The sequence below is a fragment of the Paracoccus actinidiae genome, assembly GCF_030863885.1.
Lineage (GTDB): Bacteria > Pseudomonadota > Alphaproteobacteria > Rhodobacterales > Rhodobacteraceae > Paracoccus > Paracoccus everestensis.
On the sequence record NZ_CP132956.1, the window covers coordinates 1,282,231 to 1,297,961 of the forward strand.

The 15,731-nt window shown below is 64.0% G+C and carries 14 protein-coding genes; 13 read left to right on the forward strand and 1 reads right to left on the reverse strand.

Translation table 11 applies throughout. The annotated features are described in order from the left end of the window. Positions 1-270: 270 nt before the first annotated feature. From pnp to Q5701_RS06445, 3 genes are all read left to right on the forward strand, one after another. The gene (gene pnp / locus Q5701_RS06435; protein WP_306754443.1) at positions 271-2,412 is read left to right on the forward strand and encodes a polyribonucleotide nucleotidyltransferase; all 2,142 of its coding nucleotides are present in this window, start codon (positions 271-273) and stop codon (positions 2,410-2,412) included. Between the two features lie 225 nt (positions 2,413-2,637). Continuing rightward, the gene (locus tag Q5701_RS06440; RefSeq protein WP_306754444.1) at positions 2,638-3,420 is read left to right on the forward strand and encodes a hypothetical protein; all 783 of its coding nucleotides are present in this window, start codon (positions 2,638-2,640) and stop codon (positions 3,418-3,420) included. Beyond that, complete coding sequence (locus Q5701_RS06445; protein ID WP_306754445.1) at positions 3,417-4,244, forward strand: glycosyltransferase family 2 protein; 828 nt, start codon at positions 3,417-3,419, stop codon at positions 4,242-4,244. Before Q5701_RS06440 ends, Q5701_RS06445 begins: the two co-directional genes overlap by 4 nt. On the opposite strand, the gene Q5701_RS06450 is transcribed toward Q5701_RS06445, so the two are convergent. Further along, positions 4,241-4,897, reverse strand: a complete 657-nt coding sequence (locus tag Q5701_RS06450; RefSeq protein ID WP_306754446.1) for a peroxiredoxin — start codon at positions 4,895-4,897, stop codon at positions 4,241-4,243. The genes Q5701_RS06445 and Q5701_RS06450 overlap by 4 nt on opposite strands. Positions 4,898-5,059: 162 nt before the next feature. Between Q5701_RS06450 and Q5701_RS06455 the strand changes: the two genes are divergently transcribed. From Q5701_RS06455 to rfbA, 10 genes are all read left to right on the forward strand, one after another. After that, complete coding sequence (locus tag Q5701_RS06455; protein WP_306755357.1) at positions 5,060-6,499, forward strand: aldehyde dehydrogenase family protein; 1,440 nt, start codon at positions 5,060-5,062, stop codon at positions 6,497-6,499. A 103-nt stretch (positions 6,500-6,602) separates the two neighbouring features. Beyond that, positions 6,603-7,340: a flagellar motor protein MotB gene (locus Q5701_RS06460; RefSeq protein WP_306754447.1), complete on the forward strand. Its 738-nt coding sequence runs from the start codon at positions 6,603-6,605 to the stop codon at positions 7,338-7,340. A gap of 68 nt (positions 7,341-7,408) precedes the next feature. After that, positions 7,409-8,725 (forward strand): flagellar hook protein FlgE, encoded by a 1,317-nt coding sequence (locus tag Q5701_RS06465; RefSeq protein ID WP_306754448.1) that lies wholly within the window; start codon positions 7,409-7,411, stop codon positions 8,723-8,725. A 13-nt stretch (positions 8,726-8,738) separates the two neighbouring features. Continuing rightward, positions 8,739-10,193: a flagellar hook-associated protein FlgK gene (gene flgK, locus Q5701_RS06470; protein WP_306754449.1), complete on the forward strand. Its 1,455-nt coding sequence runs from the start codon at positions 8,739-8,741 to the stop codon at positions 10,191-10,193. Positions 10,194-10,195: 2 nt separating this feature from the next. Continuing rightward, entirely contained in the window at positions 10,196-11,206 is a 1,011-nt protein-coding gene (locus tag Q5701_RS06475; RefSeq protein WP_306754450.1) for a flagellin family protein, read from the forward strand. After that, on the forward strand, positions 11,206-12,306 hold the full coding sequence (locus tag Q5701_RS06480; protein WP_306755358.1) for a flagellar basal body P-ring protein FlgI: 1,101 nt from the start codon (positions 11,206-11,208) through the stop codon (positions 12,304-12,306). Before Q5701_RS06475 ends, Q5701_RS06480 begins: the two co-directional genes overlap by 1 nt. Before the next feature lie 86 nt (positions 12,307-12,392). Then, entirely contained in the window at positions 12,393-12,953 is a 561-nt protein-coding gene (gene rfbC, locus Q5701_RS06485; RefSeq protein ID WP_306754451.1) for a dTDP-4-dehydrorhamnose 3,5-epimerase, read from the forward strand. After that, complete coding sequence (gene rfbB, locus Q5701_RS06490; protein ID WP_306754453.1) at positions 12,950-13,990, forward strand: dTDP-glucose 4,6-dehydratase; 1,041 nt, start codon at positions 12,950-12,952, stop codon at positions 13,988-13,990. Before rfbC ends, rfbB begins: the two co-directional genes overlap by 4 nt. Then, positions 13,987-14,844, forward strand: a complete 858-nt coding sequence (gene rfbD, locus Q5701_RS06495) for a dTDP-4-dehydrorhamnose reductase (protein ID WP_306754454.1) — start codon at positions 13,987-13,989, stop codon at positions 14,842-14,844. The genes rfbB and rfbD overlap by 4 nt, the downstream gene beginning before the upstream one ends. Next, a complete protein-coding gene (gene rfbA, locus Q5701_RS06500; protein WP_306754455.1) occupies positions 14,841-15,722 on the forward strand; it encodes a glucose-1-phosphate thymidylyltransferase RfbA in 882 nt (293 codons plus the stop codon). Before rfbD ends, rfbA begins: the two co-directional genes overlap by 4 nt. Positions 15,723-15,731 lie beyond the last annotated feature (9 nt).

Consider the following 15,731-nt stretch of genomic DNA (forward strand, 5'->3'; position numbering starts at 1 on the left):
CCGGAAAGGCAGCGCCCGTGGCCCTTGGTCGCGGGCGTCTTGTCTTGGCAGCCCGCAAGACCGTCCGTGGACCCGCCTTTGGAATGCCGTTCCCCCTGCCAGAGCAGGCATCCGGCCACTTCCCAAACCCCTTGTTTTCCTGTAATGCCCCGCCATCTGTGACGTGACGCCCAAGCCCCGGGGCACATGCAAAGGATAGGGGCGGCGGCAATGGGGTCGCCATATGACACGGGCGCGGCCAGAGGGCTGGCGCGGCCCAGAGGAAACCAGATGTTTGATGAAGTGAAGAAATCCATCCAGTGGGGCCAGGAAACGCTCACGCTGGAAACGGGCAAGGTTGCCCGTCAGGCCGACGGCACGGTCATCGCCACCCTGGGCGAGACCAGCGTCATGGCCAACGTGACCTTCGCGAAAGAACCGAAGCCCGGGCAGGATTTCTTCCCGCTGACGGTTCACTATCAGGAAAAATACTATGCCGCCGGCAAGATCCCGGGCGGTTTCTTCAAGCGCGAGGCGCGCCCGACCGAAAAAGAAACGCTGACCGCGCGGCTGATCGACCGGCCCTGCCGCCCGCTGTTCGCACCCGGCTTCAAGAACGAAACGCTGGTGATGTGCACCGTGCTGTCGCATGACCTGGTCAACGATCCCGACATCGTGGCCATGATCGCGGCATCCGCTGCGCTGACCCTGTCGGGCGTGCCCTTCATGGGTCCGATCGGCGCGGCGCGCGTGGGCTTTGCCAATGGCGCCTATGTGCTGAACCCCGAGGTTCAGGACATGGACCAGCTGCGGTCCAATCCCGAACAGCGCCTGGATCTGGTTGTCGCCGGCACCAAGGACGCCGTGATGATGGTCGAATCGGAAGCCTATGAACTGACCGAGGAAGAGATGCTGGGCGCCGTCAAGTTCGGCCACGAGCAGATGCAGCCCGTGATCGACCTGATCATCGACCTGGCCGAGGCTGCGGCCAAGGAACCCTTCAATTTCCAGTCGCCCGACTACAGCGCGCTTTCCGCCCGCGTGAAGGAACTGGGCGAAACCGGGATGCGCGCGGCTTACGGCATCATCGACAAGGCCGAGCGCCGCGACGCCATCCAGGCTGTGCGCGAAAAGATCGTGGCCGAACTGTCCGAAAGCGAACTGGCCGATCCGAACCTGGGTTCGGCGCTGAAAAAGCTGGAATCGGGCATCCTGCGCGGTGACATCATCAACGGCGGCGCCCGCATCGACGGCCGCGACACCCGCACCGTCCGCGCCATCGACAGCGAAGTGGGCATCCTGCCCCGCACGCATGGCTCCGCGCTGTTCACGCGTGGCGAAACCCAGGCCCTGGTCGTGACCACGCTGGGCACAGGTGATGACGAACAGATCATCGACGCGCTGCACGGCAATTTCCGTTCGAACTTCCTGCTGCATTACAACTTCCCCCCCTATTCGGTGGGCGAGGTTGGCCGTGTCGGTTCGCCGGGCCGTCGCGAGATCGGCCATGGCAAGCTGGCCTGGCGCGCGCTGCAGGCGGTTCTGCCCGCGCCCACGGACTTTCCCTATACCATCCGCCTGGTGTCCGAGATCACGGAGTCCAACGGATCAAGCTCGATGGCGTCGGTTTGCGGCGGATCGCTGGCCATGATGGACGCGGGCGTGCCGCTGAAATCGCCGGTGGCGGGTGTGGCCATGGGCCTGATCCTGGAGGACGACAAATGGGCCGTCCTGACCGACATCCTGGGGGATGAGGATCACCTGGGCGACATGGACTTCAAGGTCGCAGGCACCGCCGACGGCATCACCTCCTTGCAGATGGACATCAAGGTCGCGGGCATCACCCCGGTGATCATGGAACAGGCCCTGGCCCAGGCCAAGGACGGCCGCCTGCACATCCTGGCCGAGATGGCCAAGGCCCTGACCGAAGGCCGGCGCGAGTTCAGCGCCCATGCCCCGCGTATCGAGACGATGCAGATCCCCACGGACAAGATCCGCGAAGTGATCGGCTCGGGCGGCAAGGTCATCCGCGAGATCGTCGAAGTGTCGGGCGCCAAGGTCGATATCAACGACGACGGCACCATCAAGATTGCTTCGGCCAATGCCGATTCGATCAAGAAGGCCTATGACATGATCTATTCGATCGTGGCCGAGCCGGAAGAAGGCAAGATCTACACCGGCAAGGTCGTCAAGCTGGTCGATTTCGGCGCCTTCGTGAACTTCTTCGGCAAGCGCGACGGCCTGGTCCATGTGTCCCAGATCGCCTCCAAGCGCCTGAACCACCCGAACGAGATCCTGAAGGAAGGCCAAGAGGTCAAGGTCAAGCTGCTGGGCTTCGACGACCGCGGCAAGGTCCGCCTTGGCATGAAGATGGTGGACCAGGAAACCGGTCAGGAGATCACCGAAGCCAAGGAAGAAACGGCCGAGGGCTGATTTTTTCTCATGGTCGGTCCCACATTGGGGCCGGCCAATTCCTGAAGGACGGATTTTTCTCTGATCTTCCGGGGTTTGGGTTGATCTGGACCGCGCCGCATTGCCGCCGGACGGAGATTGCCGGGTAGGCATGAAACCGGAAGCCTTTTCAACAGCGCCGTCCTGTCGGTCGCAGACGCCTTGGCACCTGTGATCGATCAGACTTCAAGGCATATGCACGACGTGATGAACGATCCTGTCCTGATCCTGACGATGAAATGGGGCACGCTTTACAGTGCTCAGGATGTGAACCGGTTGGCGGCACAGGTACGCCGCCACCTGCCGCGTCCGCATCGGTTCATCTGCTTTACCGACGATGCCCAAGGATTGGCACCGGGGATCGAGGCGATGCCCTTGCCCGAACTGGGCTTGGCGAAAGGGCACGGCGATCTGCGATGGCGCAAGCTTGGCCTGTTCCGGCGAGACCTGGGCGGGCTTGCGGGGCATACTGCATTGTTTCTGGACCTTGATCTGGTCGTGGTGGACGATCTGTCGCCCTTCTTCGATCTTCCTGGCGATTTCCTCATCATTCGCGACGACGACCTGTTTCGTCCGAAACCGCTGCGCCGCATCAACCCGGCGCGGGACCGTTTCCTGCACAGCGTCGGCAATTCCAGCGTCTTCCGCTATAAAGTAGGCCAGCACGCTTACATCCTCGATGCTTATCTGGCCGACCCGCAGGCGGCGGTGCGGCAATACGAGATCAGCCAGCAATTCCAATCGGCGCAACTGACAGAGCGGGGGCATCTGAATTATTGGCCGAAAGGCTGGTGCGTCAGCTTCAAGAACGATTGCGTGCCGCGCTATCTGGCCAGCTATCTGCGCGACCCTGTCCTGCCGCCGGGAACAAAGATCGTGCTGTTCGCAGGCGCACCCAAGATGGAGGATGTCTTTGCGGGACGAGGCCACAAATGGTATCGCCGCATCGGCAAGATCGACTGGCTGCGCCAGGCATGGGAACGTCCATGATCTCCGGTGCCTTCCGGGCCTTCAAGCATCGTCGCAGGTTGGCCCGCGCCCATGCCGAGATCAAGGCGCGCTCGGACGCGGCAGGCCTGCCGCATAATCTGCCTGGCCCCCTGGTCGTGTCGCTGACCAGCTATCCGGCACGCTTCGGCACCTTGGCCCTGACGCTGCAAGGCATCTTGCGCCAATCAGTCCGGCCCGACCGGGTGATCCTATGGATTGCGGAAGGTGATATTGATCGCGTGCCTCAGGACGTACTCTCTGTTCCGGAACTCGAGGTGCGGACCTGTCCGGACTGGCGGTCTTACAAGAAGATTGTGCCTACGCTTATACACCATCCCAATGCCTTTATCGTGACGGCCGATGACGATGCCTATTACGCCGCCGACTGGTTGGAAGGGCTAGTTGTCGCGGTTAGGCAAGGCGCACGGATCGCCTGCCACCGCGCTCATCGGATCACGCTACATGATAATCGCCCTGCACCTTATGCCGCTTGGCGCCACAATGTGCATGCGCCCGAACGATCCCCGCTGACCTTTCTGACCGGGGTCAGCGGCGTGATCTATGCGCCGGGTGTCTTTCATCCCGACGTGACTCGGGCTGATCTGTTCACCCGGCTTGCGCCGAGTTCGGATGATGTGTGGCTGTATTGGATGCACCGCCTGAAGGGGATCCAGGCGCAGAAAATCGGACCCCGCGCCCGGATTCTGGAATGGGAGGACAGTCAGGCGCAAAGCCTGCGCGCCGCCAATCTGCACGGAATGGGCAACGACCAGGCCATTGACGCAATGATCGCCCATTACGGCTGGCCCGGTTGCGATGCCTAAGCCGGATCCTTCGCAAACCGCAGATAGGGCAGCTTGATATCTAGGGGGCCATAGCGTTCCTCGGCCGTCTTGTCGTCCAGGGACAGGGCTACGATGACGTCTTGGCCCGGCACCCAGTCGGCGGGTGTGGCGAGGGGGACGCCGTCGGTCTTGCGCACCGCATCGAGCGCGCGCAGGATTTCCGCGAAATTGCGGCCCACGGACATGGGGTATGTCATGGTCAGCCGGACTTTCCTGTCGGGGCCGATGATGAAAACGCTGCGCACGGTCGCCGAATGGGCAGGCGTGCGGCCCTCGGCCGGCAGGTCGTGGTCAGCGGGCAGCATATTGTATACCTTGGCCACCGTCATGTCGCGGTCGTCGATCATCGGAAAGTTGGCGGGAACGCCGGCGACCTGTTCGATGTCGCGCTTCCATTTGCCGTGGTCTTCCACTGAATCGACCGACACGCCAAGAACCTTGGTGCCCCGCTTCTCGAATTCCGGGATCAGTTGCGCCACGGCGCCGAACTCGATCGTGCAGACCGGCGTGAAATCGCGCGGGTGGCTGAAGATGATGGCATAGCTGTCGCCCAGCCAGTCATGGAACCGGATCTCTCCCTCGGTCGAGGGGGCGGTGAAATCGGGGGCAATGTCGTTGATGCGCAGGGACATGGGCGTCCTTTCAAAAGGTTGCCGGTGCAAGATAGGCAAAGCGGACCGGATGCCAGTCATTTGATCGACTGTATTTGTCGATATTTACAATGCTTGCGCAGGCCTCGCCATCGTTTCACCTTGTGCAAGAAATCCGAAGGGGAGGGGGTCGCGATGACCGGTCTGCTGGACAAGCGCAAGTTCTATATCGACGGGGCATGGGTCGATCCTGCCCGTGCCAACGACCTCGAGGTGATCGACCCTTCGACCGAGGAAGCGGTGGCCGTTATCAGCCTGGGCGATCAGGCCGATACCGACCGCGCGGTGGCCGCAGCCAAGGCGGCTTTCGCGACCTGGTCTTGTATTGAACCCGCCGAACGGCTGCGCCACGTCGAAAGGATCCTGGAGGTTTACAACCGCCGTGCGCAGGATATGGCCTGGGCGATCAGCCATGAAATGGGCGCCCCCCAGGATATGTCCCTGGGCGATCAGGTTGCTGCAGGCACCTATCATATCGAGAATTTCGTAAACGCGTTCAGGGACTTCCAATTCGTTCGCCCGCTTGGGGACCATGCCCCGGCCTCGAGGGTCGCGTGGGAGCCGGTGGGCGTCGTGGGCCTGATCACGCCCTGGAACTGGCCCATGAACCAGGTGACGCTGAAGGTCATACCCGCGATCCTGGCGGGCGACACCTGCGTGCTGAAACCGTCCGAGATCGCGCCCCTGTCCTCGATGGTCTTTGCCGAGATCGTGGACGAGGCAGGCTTGCCGAAAGGCGTCTTCAACCTGGTGAACGGCGACGGGCCGGGTGTCGGAACCCAGCTTTCCACGCATAAGGACGTGGACATGATCAGCTTCACCGGATCGACCCGCGCGGGGATCGCGATCACGAAGGCTGCCGCCGACACGCTGAAGAAGGTCGTGCTGGAACTGGGCGGCAAGGGCGCCAACATCGTTTTCGCCGATGCCGACGACAAGGCCGTGGTGCGGGGCGCGCGGCATTGCTTCTATAACAGCGGGCAGTCCTGCAACGCGCCAACCCGGATGCTGGTCGAACGCTCGGTCTACGACCAGGCGGTCGAAACGGCGGCCAAGGTGGCCCAGGAAACCCCTGTCGCAAGCGCCCATCAGCCGGGCAAGCATATCGGCCCCGTGGTCAGCAAGCCGCAATGGGACAAGATCCAGGATCTGATCCAGAAGGGCATCGACGAAGGCGCGCGCCTTGTCGCCGGCGGCACCGGTCTGCCCGAGGGCGTGAACCGCGGCTATTTCGTCCGCCCCACCGTGTTCGCCGATGTCGGAAACGACATGACCATCGCCCAGCAGGAAATCTTCGGCCCGGTCCTGTCGATCATCCCCTTCGATTCCGAGGAGGAGGCAATCAGCATCGCCAACGACACGCCTTACGGGCTGACCAACTATGTCCAGTCGCAGGACGGGGCCAAGCGCAACCGCGTCGCCCGCCGCCTGCGGTCGGGCATGGTGGAAATGAACGGCCAGTCGCGCGGTGCGGGGTCGGCATTCGGGGGTGTCAAGATGTCGGGCCGCGCCCGCGAAGGCGGGATCATGGGGCTTGAGGAGTTCATGGACTCCAAGGCCATCAGCGGCTGGCACGGCGACTGAACCGCCGTCACGGCAGGGGATAATGCCTCGCATTTGACGGGTCGGCTTGTTCCGGGGCCGACTTGCCACGACATTCCGTCTGGTAATCGAAGGCGGTATGGCGATGGCAAGGCAGAAGGGGGCGGCAGGCCCTACGATCATGATCAAGCGGGTGACCGCTTCCGGCGAGGGCGGCCACCATGGCGGCGCCTGGAAGGTCGCCTATGCTGATTTCGTGACCGCCATGATGGCGTTCTTTCTGCTGATGTGGCTGCTGAATGCCACGACCGAACAGCAGCGGGCGGGACTGGCCGACTATTTCAACCCCACCATCGTGCGAACGCCCGGCGCTTCAGGCGAGGGCGTTGAACAGCAGGGCAAGGAACCGTCGGACATCACCTTGCAGCAGATGGCCGAGGAGATCGACCGTCAGCTTCGCGCAAGCGGCGGCGAATCGCAGCAGTTGACCAACCTGCTGCGCCATGTCGTCACGCGCATGACCGACGAAGGCCTGGTCATTGAACTGGGCGATCTGACCGAGCAGGCACTGTTCGTCGAGGATACGGGCCAGCCGCAGCCGGTCCTGTCGGAACTGACCCGAATCATCGCGCGCGTCATTGCCAAGACCCGCAACCAGATCGCCATATCCGGCCATGTCCGCGCTTATCCCGAAACCTTGGTGAGTTCGCCGGTCTGGGCGCTGTCGGATGCGCGCGCCCATGCCGTCCGCAACCTGCTGGAGGGGTCCAGCCTGGACGGACAGCGAATCCAGCGGGTTACGGGATATGCCGACCGCAAGGGCAAGACCGGCAACCCCATGGATCCCGCCAATAACCGGATCGAGGTGATTTTACTGAGATAGCCGACGCGATTAGGCGAATCTTAAGCCCTGCGGTGGATGATCAAGGCGAACTGTAAAAGGGTGATGCCATGTCAATGTCTTCCGCGATGAGCGCCGGTGTCTCGGGGCTGGCGGCCAATTCCACCCGACTTGCCACGATTTCCGACAACATCGCGAACTCGGGCACCTATGGCTACAAGCGGATGGAAACCGACTTCAATTCCTTCGTGCTGAACCAGCACCGCATTGCAGGGATGTATTCGGCGGGCGGCGTAACGGCCACGACCAACCGGGTGATCGAAGATGACGGGGCGCTGTCCACGACCTCGCATCCGCTGGACATTGCGGTGTCGGGCCGGGGGATGCTGCCGGTCACGTCGGCGGTGGATCTGGACAACGGCTTTACCAACCTGCCTTTCATGATGACCCGCACCGGGTCGTTCCGCACCGATGCCGAAGGGGTGCTGAAAACCCAGTCCGGCCTGGTCCTGATGGGATGGCCCGCCCAGTCTGATGGCTCGATCCCGGTGATGTCTCGCGATACCATGACCGGGCTGGTGCCGGTGCGGATCAGCGCGAACCAGACCGCGGGCGACCCGACAACCCAGGTGTCGCTGGGCGTCAACCTGCCCGCCACCGAAACGCTGCCCACCAAATCCGGCGACCCATTGGCCTTGAAGGTGGAATATTTCGGAAACCTGGGCACGTCGGAAGCTTTGAACATCAGCTTTGTCCCCGACACCTCGGATGCGACGGGTATGTCCAACACCTGGGTGATGGAGGTGCGCGATTCAGCCTCGGATCCCGCATCGAACCTGGTGGGGTCGTATCGCATCACCTTTGATGAAAGCCAGGCCAAAGGCGGCAGCATTGCCAGCGTGACCACCCTCAGCGGCGGGGCCTATGACCCGGTGACTGGGGCGATCGGCCTGTCCGTGGCGGGCGGACCGATGGACCTGGTCATCGGCACGCCGGGGGGGACAACCGGAATGCGTCAGCTTTCCGCCAGCTTCTCGCCCACGAACATCACCAAGAACGGATCCTCGGTCGGCAACCTCACCACGGTCGAGGTGGATGCGGACGGTTTCCTGAAGGCCAGCTATGACACGGGCTTCGTCAAGACGCTGTATCAGATCCCGCTGGTGGATGTGCCCAATCCGAACGGCCTGACATCCGTCGATGCGCAGGCCTTCACGATTTCCCCTACCTCGGGCAGCTTTTTCCTGTGGGATTCGGGCGATGGACCGACGGGATCGGTCCAGGGCTATGCCCTGGAGGGTTCGACCACCGACGTGGCCGAGGAACTGACCCATCTGATCCAGACGCAGCGGGCCTATTCGTCCAACGCCAAGATCATTCAGACCGTGGATGAGATGTTGCAGGAAACCACCAACATCAAGCGCTGAGAAGGCCAAGCTGATGAGCATTGCACGCGCCTTGGGAAATGCCATGTCGGGCCTGACGGCCACGGCACGGGGCACCGAAACTGTGGCAGCGAACCTGGCCAATGCCGCGACCCCTGGCTATGCCCGGCGCGAACTGGCGGTCAGCGCCCAGACGGCGGGCGGAAATGCCGGGGGGGTGCGTGTCGACGGCGTCACCCGCGCGGTCAATGCCAGCGTGCTGTCCGAATCGCGCCTGGCCGAGGCTGCGCGGGCCGAGGCTTCCACCAGGCTTGCCTTTGCAACGCAGATCGAGGAGCGGATCGGTATCGCCGGCAATCCGGGTAGTCTGGGCGCGGCGCTGACCGATTTCCAGACCGCGCTGTCGTCTGCGGCCAGCCGCCCCGACGACGAAATCCGCCTGACGCAGGCCGTGGACAAGGCAAAGGCCCTGGCTGCCAGGTTTAACGTGGCTTCTGGCCAGGTTCAGGCCGCGCGCGGCGCGGCCGATCAGGCCATTGCCACGGATGTCGCCACACTGAACACCTCTCTGGCCGAAGTCGCGAATCTGAACCGACGTATCGCCGTGATGGAAGCCGATGGCTCGGACCCTTCAGCGCTGATCGACCAGCGGCAAGGGATCATCGGCGAAATTGCGAAGATCGTCCCGGTGCAGGAGGTGACGCGGGCCGCAGGGGCCGTGGCGCTGTTCACGGCAGAAGGCGCCGTGCTGCTGGACGGCACCACACCGACCGCGCTGTCCTTCGACGCGGCGGGGCAGGTGACGGCGGGCCTGACCGTCGGGACGGGGCTGGCGCTGCTGACGCAGAATGGCGCCGAACTAACGGCGTCGCAGATGCGGCTTTATGCTGGCGGATCGCTGGCGGCGAACTTCGCCATCCGCGACGAACTTGCCCCGGCGATCCAGGCATCGCTGGACGACCTTGCCTATGACCTGCACGAACGCCTGGCCAATCCGGCGGTTGACAGCACGCTGAACGCGACCTCGGCAGGGTTGTTCACCGACAGCGGCGCCCGGGCCAGTCTGGCGGACAAGACCGGGCTGGCCGGACGGATCAGCGTGAACGCCGTTGTTGTCGGATCGGAAGGAGGCGCGGTCTGGCGCCTGCGGTCCGGCCTGCAAGCCGGGGCCGAGGGCGCGGTCGGCGACGCGTCCCTGCTGATCGCGGTGTCGGACGCGCTGGAACAGGCGACATCCGCGCTGACGGGCACCGGGTTCAGCGGCAAGGCCTCGTTGGCCGACCGTCTGGGCAGGGTGGAATCGCAGGTCTCGACCGCGCGGGTGAACGCCCAGTCCGACGCCGCGATCCGCAACGGGCAGGCCGATACGATCTGGTCCCGCCTGGCCGCCGACGGGGTGGACAGCGACGCCGAAATGCAGCGGCTGCTGCAATACGAACAGGCCTATGCCGCCAATGCGCGGGTCATTCAGGCCATCCAGACCATGATGGATCAGATACTGGGGATATGACGATGACGGTGCAATCCATCGGGGACCAGGCGCGCGCCTTTGCCATGCAGGCCGCGTCAAGCCGGATCAAGACCACCATGGCCACGCTGACCGCCGAATTGTCCAGCGGCGAGGTCGCCGATCTGGGCAGCAGGCTACAGGGCAATACGCAAGCCCTGGCCGGAATCGAATCGCGGCTTTCCATGATGGCGCAATTCGGGCGCAACGCGGCCGAGGCCGCAGCCCATACCAGGGGGATGCAGGACGCCCTGAATTCGGTCCAGTCGATGACCGGGGATCTGGGAAAAGGACTTTATCTCGAACCCCTGGGGGTGACGGACGGCCTGATGGCCGCGCGTTCAGCCGAGGCCGCATCGACGCTGCAGGCGGTGATCGGCCAGTTGAACGGCACGGTGGGGCAGCGGTTCCTGTTTTCCGGCACGCAAAGCGATACCCAGCCCCTGGCTTCGGCGGACACGATCCTGACTGCCCTGACCGCACAGGTTGCGGGGCTGACCACGGCGCAAGACGTGGCCCAAGCCGTGTCGGCCTGGTTCGACGCGCCCCCCGGCATGGGGGGCTTCGCGGATGTCGCCTATCACGGCGGATCAGGCGGGCAACTGACGCCCATTGCTGAAGATACGACAATCGCCCTGACCACGACCGCCTTGTCGCCGGCGCTCCGTGACAGCCTCAAGGGTCTGGCGATGGCGGCATTGGTTGATCACGGCGCCTTGGCGGGGGATGGCGCCGAGGGGCGGAAGCTGTTGCAGGCTGCCGGCAAGGCGCTTTTGGACAATTCGCCCCCCCTGATTGCTGAAATGTCACGCATCGGCTATGCCCAGCAGGTCATCGCCACGGCGCAGTCCGAGGGAACCGCCGCGATCGCCACGCTGCAAATTGCCCGCAACACCCTGCGCGAGGCCGATCCCTTTGCCACCTCGGCCGCACTGAGCGAGTCCGAGACGAAGCTGCAGACCTTGTATTCCGTGATCGGACGGTTGTCGCAGCTCAAGCTGGCGGACTACTTGTGATGGGGCGCTTTCTGGCGATGATCGTCCTGGCGCTGCTGCCTGCGATCGCGGCTGCCACGCCGGTCCGCATCAAGGACTTGGCCGATTTCGACGGTGTGCGTGGTAACGATCTGGTGGGTTATGGCCTGGTCGTGGGTCTGGACGGCACCGGCGACGGCTTTCGCAACGCCCCCTTTACCGAGGAGTTGCTGGCAGGCCTGCTGGAACGGCTTGGCGTCAACGTCACCGACGAGGCGCTGCGGTCCCGAAACGTCGCCGCCGTTGTCGTGACCGCGGCTCTGCCGCCCTTCGCGCGGTCGGGCAGCCGCATCGATGTCAGCGTATCCACCATCGGGGATGCCAAGAGCCTGCTGGGCGGGACGCTGGTGATGACACCCCTGAAGGCGGCGGACGGCAACATCTATGCCGTGGCCCAGGGGTCGATCATCGCGAGCGGTGCGGCAATAGAAGGCGAGGCGGCACGCGTGGTCGAAGGCGTGCCAACCTCGGGCAAGATCCCCGTGGGGGCCCGCGTGGAACGCGAGGTCGAGTTCGATTTCGCGGGCATTCAGAATATCCGCGTCGCCCTGCGCAATGCCGATTTCACCACCGCGACCCGGATCGAGGACGCCATCAACCGTGACTTCGACCGCCGCGTCGCCATCGCCCAGGACAGCGGCACGGTCCTGGTCGAATTCCGCCAGTTGGGCGAGGTCAATCCGGCCCGCGTCCTGGGACGCATCGAAAACCTGACGGTCGAGCCGGAAGATCGCGCCAAGGTGGTCATCGACCACAAGTCCGGCACCATCGTGATCGGGGAACGGGTGCGAATCTCTCGGGTCGCGGTGTCCCAGGGCGCGCTGACCCTCAGCGTCAGCGAGGCGCCGATGGTGTCCCAGCCCAACCCCTTTGCCCGGGGGGAAACCGTTACCGTTCCCCGTACCGTGGCCGAATTGCGCAACGAGCCGGGCATCGGTTTTGCCGAGGTGGCGGGCGAAACCTCACTCAGCGATCTGGTCCAAGGGCTGAACGCCCTGGGTGTCAGGCCCCGGGAAATGATCGACATCCTGAAGTCGATCCATGCGGCGGGGGCGCTTCATGCCGATCTGATCATCGAATGACAGGAACAGGATTTTTCGGCGGGCAAGTGACAGGCCTCGATCCATCGCATAAACGGAAGCGACATTTCCAGCCTTGGGTTGATCCGATGCATATAGAAGCCACCGCCTTGCCTGATGTTCTTGTTCTGACGCCTGCCCGGTTTGGGGATGATCGGGGCTTCTTTTCCGAAAGCTGGAACCGCAGGACATTGGCTGAGGCTGGGGTGGTGCTGCCCGACTTTGTGCAGGACAACCATTCGATGTCGCGCCGCGCGGGAACGGTACGCGGGCTGCATTACCAGGCGCCGCCCTTTGCGCAAGGCAAGCTGGTGCGTTGCGGGCGCGGCGCGCTTGTGGACGTGGCGGTCGATGCGCGGCGGGGCAGCCCGACCTATGGCCAGTGGGTCGCGGTCGAACTGTCCTTCGAGAATGGACGCCAGCTCTGGATCCCGGCGGGGTTCCTTCATGGCTTTGTCACGCGCGAACCCGATACGGAAATCGTCTATAAGTGCACCGCGCATTACGACCGGTCCAGCGATGGGGCGGTGCGGTGGGACAGCCTGGGCATCGACTGGGGGGTGGAGGATCCGCTGCTGTCCGACAAGGACCGAGACGCCCCGGCATTCGCCGACTGGCAGTCCCCTTTCGACCGCACGGTGGCGGCATGAAGATCCTTGTCACCGGGGGTGCGGGCTTCATCGGCTCGGCCGTGGTTCGGCTGGCGATTTCGCGCTGCCACGAAGTGGTCAATGTCGATGCGCTGACCTATGCCGCCAATCTTGCGAATGTGGCGGATGCCGCCAACAGCCCAGGCTATTGGTTCGAACAGGTCGATATCCGCGACCGCGCGGCCCTGGACCGGATCTTTGCGGTCCACCAGCCCGATGCCGTGATGCATCTTGCGGCCGAAAGCCACGTGGACAGGTCCATCGACGGTCCCGCCGCCTTTATCGAGACCAACGTGATCGGCACCTTCAACATGCTGGAAGCCGCGCGCAGCTACTGGACCGCGCGGGGCCGGCCGGACAGCTTCCGGTTCCACCATATTTCCACCGACGAGGTGTTCGGATCGCTGGGCGAGACGGGGCAGTTCACCGAAACCACCCCTTACGACCCGCGCAGTCCTTATTCCGCCAGCAAGGCCGGATCGGATCATCTGGTGCGCGCCTGGCACGAGACATATGGCCTGCCGGTCGTGCTGACCAATTGTTCCAACAATTACGGGCCATATCATTTCCCCGAAAAGCTGGTACCGGTCGTGATCCTGAAGGCGCTCGCGGGCGAGCCGATCCCGGTCTATGGCGATGGCGGCAATGTGCGCGACTGGCTGTATGTGGAAGACCACGCCGATGCGCTGCTGCTGGTGGTCGAAAAGGGGCGGGTCGGTCACAGCTACAACATCGGCGGAGAAAATGAGGCCAGGAACATCGACCTGGTCCGCACCATCTGCGCCCATATGGACGACCTGCATCCCGAAGGCGCTCCCCACGGCGACCTGATCACCTTCGTGACCGACCGACCCGGCCATGATCGCCGCTATGCCATCGACCCGACGCGCATCCGCACGGAACTCGGCTGGCGCCCCTCGGTCACGCTGGAGGAAGGGCTGCGGCGGACGGTGGAATGGTATCTGACCCATCGTGACTGGTGGCAGCCGCTGTTGTCGCGCCAGGGCGTCGGCCAACGCCTGGGCCAGGCCCGATGAACGGTCTTCTGGTTCTGGGAAAGTCCGGGCAGCTTGCCCAGGCCTTGGCACGCCTGGCGCCCGGTGCGACCATCTGGGGCCGGGCGGATGCCGATCTGAACGATCCGCAGTTGGTGATGGAGAGGATCCACAACCTGCGTCCGCAGGCGATCATCAACGCCTCTGCCTATACTGCCGTGGACCGCGCCGAAGTCGAGATCGAAGCGGCAAGGGTGCTGAATGCTACAGCGCCCGGCCTGCTGGCCCGGACGGCGGCAGAACTGGGCATTCCGTTTCTCCACGTCTCGACCGATTATGTTTTCGACGGGTCCGGCGATGCCGCGCGCACCGAAGACGCGCCGACGGGGCCCCTGGGGGTTTACGGCCGCACCAAACTGGAAGGCGAAGGCCAGGTCGCGGCGGCGGGTGGACAATGGGCCGTGATGCGCACGTCCTGGGTCTTTTCCCCGGACGGGGCGAATTTCGTCAAGACGATGCTGCGCCTGGGGGCCGAACGCGACACGATCACCGTCGTGGCCGACCAGACCGGCGGCCCGACCGAGGCCAGCCGGATCGCACAGGCCTTGCTGGAGATGGCACGGCAGATGCAGGCCGACCGGGGCAAGGGCGGGCTTTACCATTTCGCAGGCGCCCCCGATGTCAGCTGGGCTGATTTTGCGCGTGCCATCTTTGAGCGCGCCGGACTGGATTGCGCGGTGCGCGACATCCCCGGCAGCGCCTATCCGACGCCCGCAAGGCGGCCGGGGAATTCGCGGCTGGATTGTTCGCGGATCGCGCGCGATTTCGGCATTGCTCGCCCCGATTGGCGGGCCGATCTGGACCGGGTCTTGAATCAACTGGGATATCCGACATGACCACACGCAAGGGCATCATTCTGGCGGGGGGGTCGGGGACGCGCCTTTATCCGATCACCATGGGGGTGTCGAAGCAGCTTCTGCCGCTTTACGACAAGCCGATGATCTATTACCCGATCAGCGTGCTGATGCTGGCCGGCATCCGCGAGATGGCGATCATCACCACCCCCGAGGATCAGGCCCAGTTCCAGCGACTTCTGGGCGATGGCGCGCAATGGGGGCTGCGCTTCGAATGGATCATCCAGCCCTCCCCCGACGGTTTGGCGCAGGCCTATATCCTGGCCGAGGATTTCCTGTCCGGCGCCCCTTCGGCCATGGTTCTGGGCGATAACATCTTCTTCGGGCATGGCCTGCCCGAACTGTTGAAGGCCGCCGATGGCCGCAAGGATGGCGGCACGGTCTTCGGCTATCGCGTGTCGGATCCGGAACGATACGGCGTGGTGGACTTCCAGTCCGACGGCCGGGCCCGCGCGATCATCGAAAAGCCCGATCTGCCGCCGTCGAACTTTGCCGTGACGGGGCTTTACTTCCTGGACGGCACCGCCCCGGCGCGCGCCAGGCAGGTCAAGCCCTCCGATCGGGGCGAGCTGGAGATCACCACCCTGCTGGAAAGCTATCTGCACGATGGCAGCCTGACGGTCGAAAAGATGGGCCGCGGCTTTGCCTGGCTGGATACCGGCACCCATGGCAGCCTGCTGGACGCGGGCAATTTCGTGCGCACCCTGGAAAACCGGCAGGGATTGCAGACCGGCTGCCCCGAGGAAATCGCCTTCGAGGCAGGCTGGATCAGCGAGGACACCCTGCGCGAACAGGCGCAGAAATACTCGAAGAATGCCTATGGCCGTTATTTGCTGGGGCTGTTGGGCGACGGGCGATAAGCATCGACC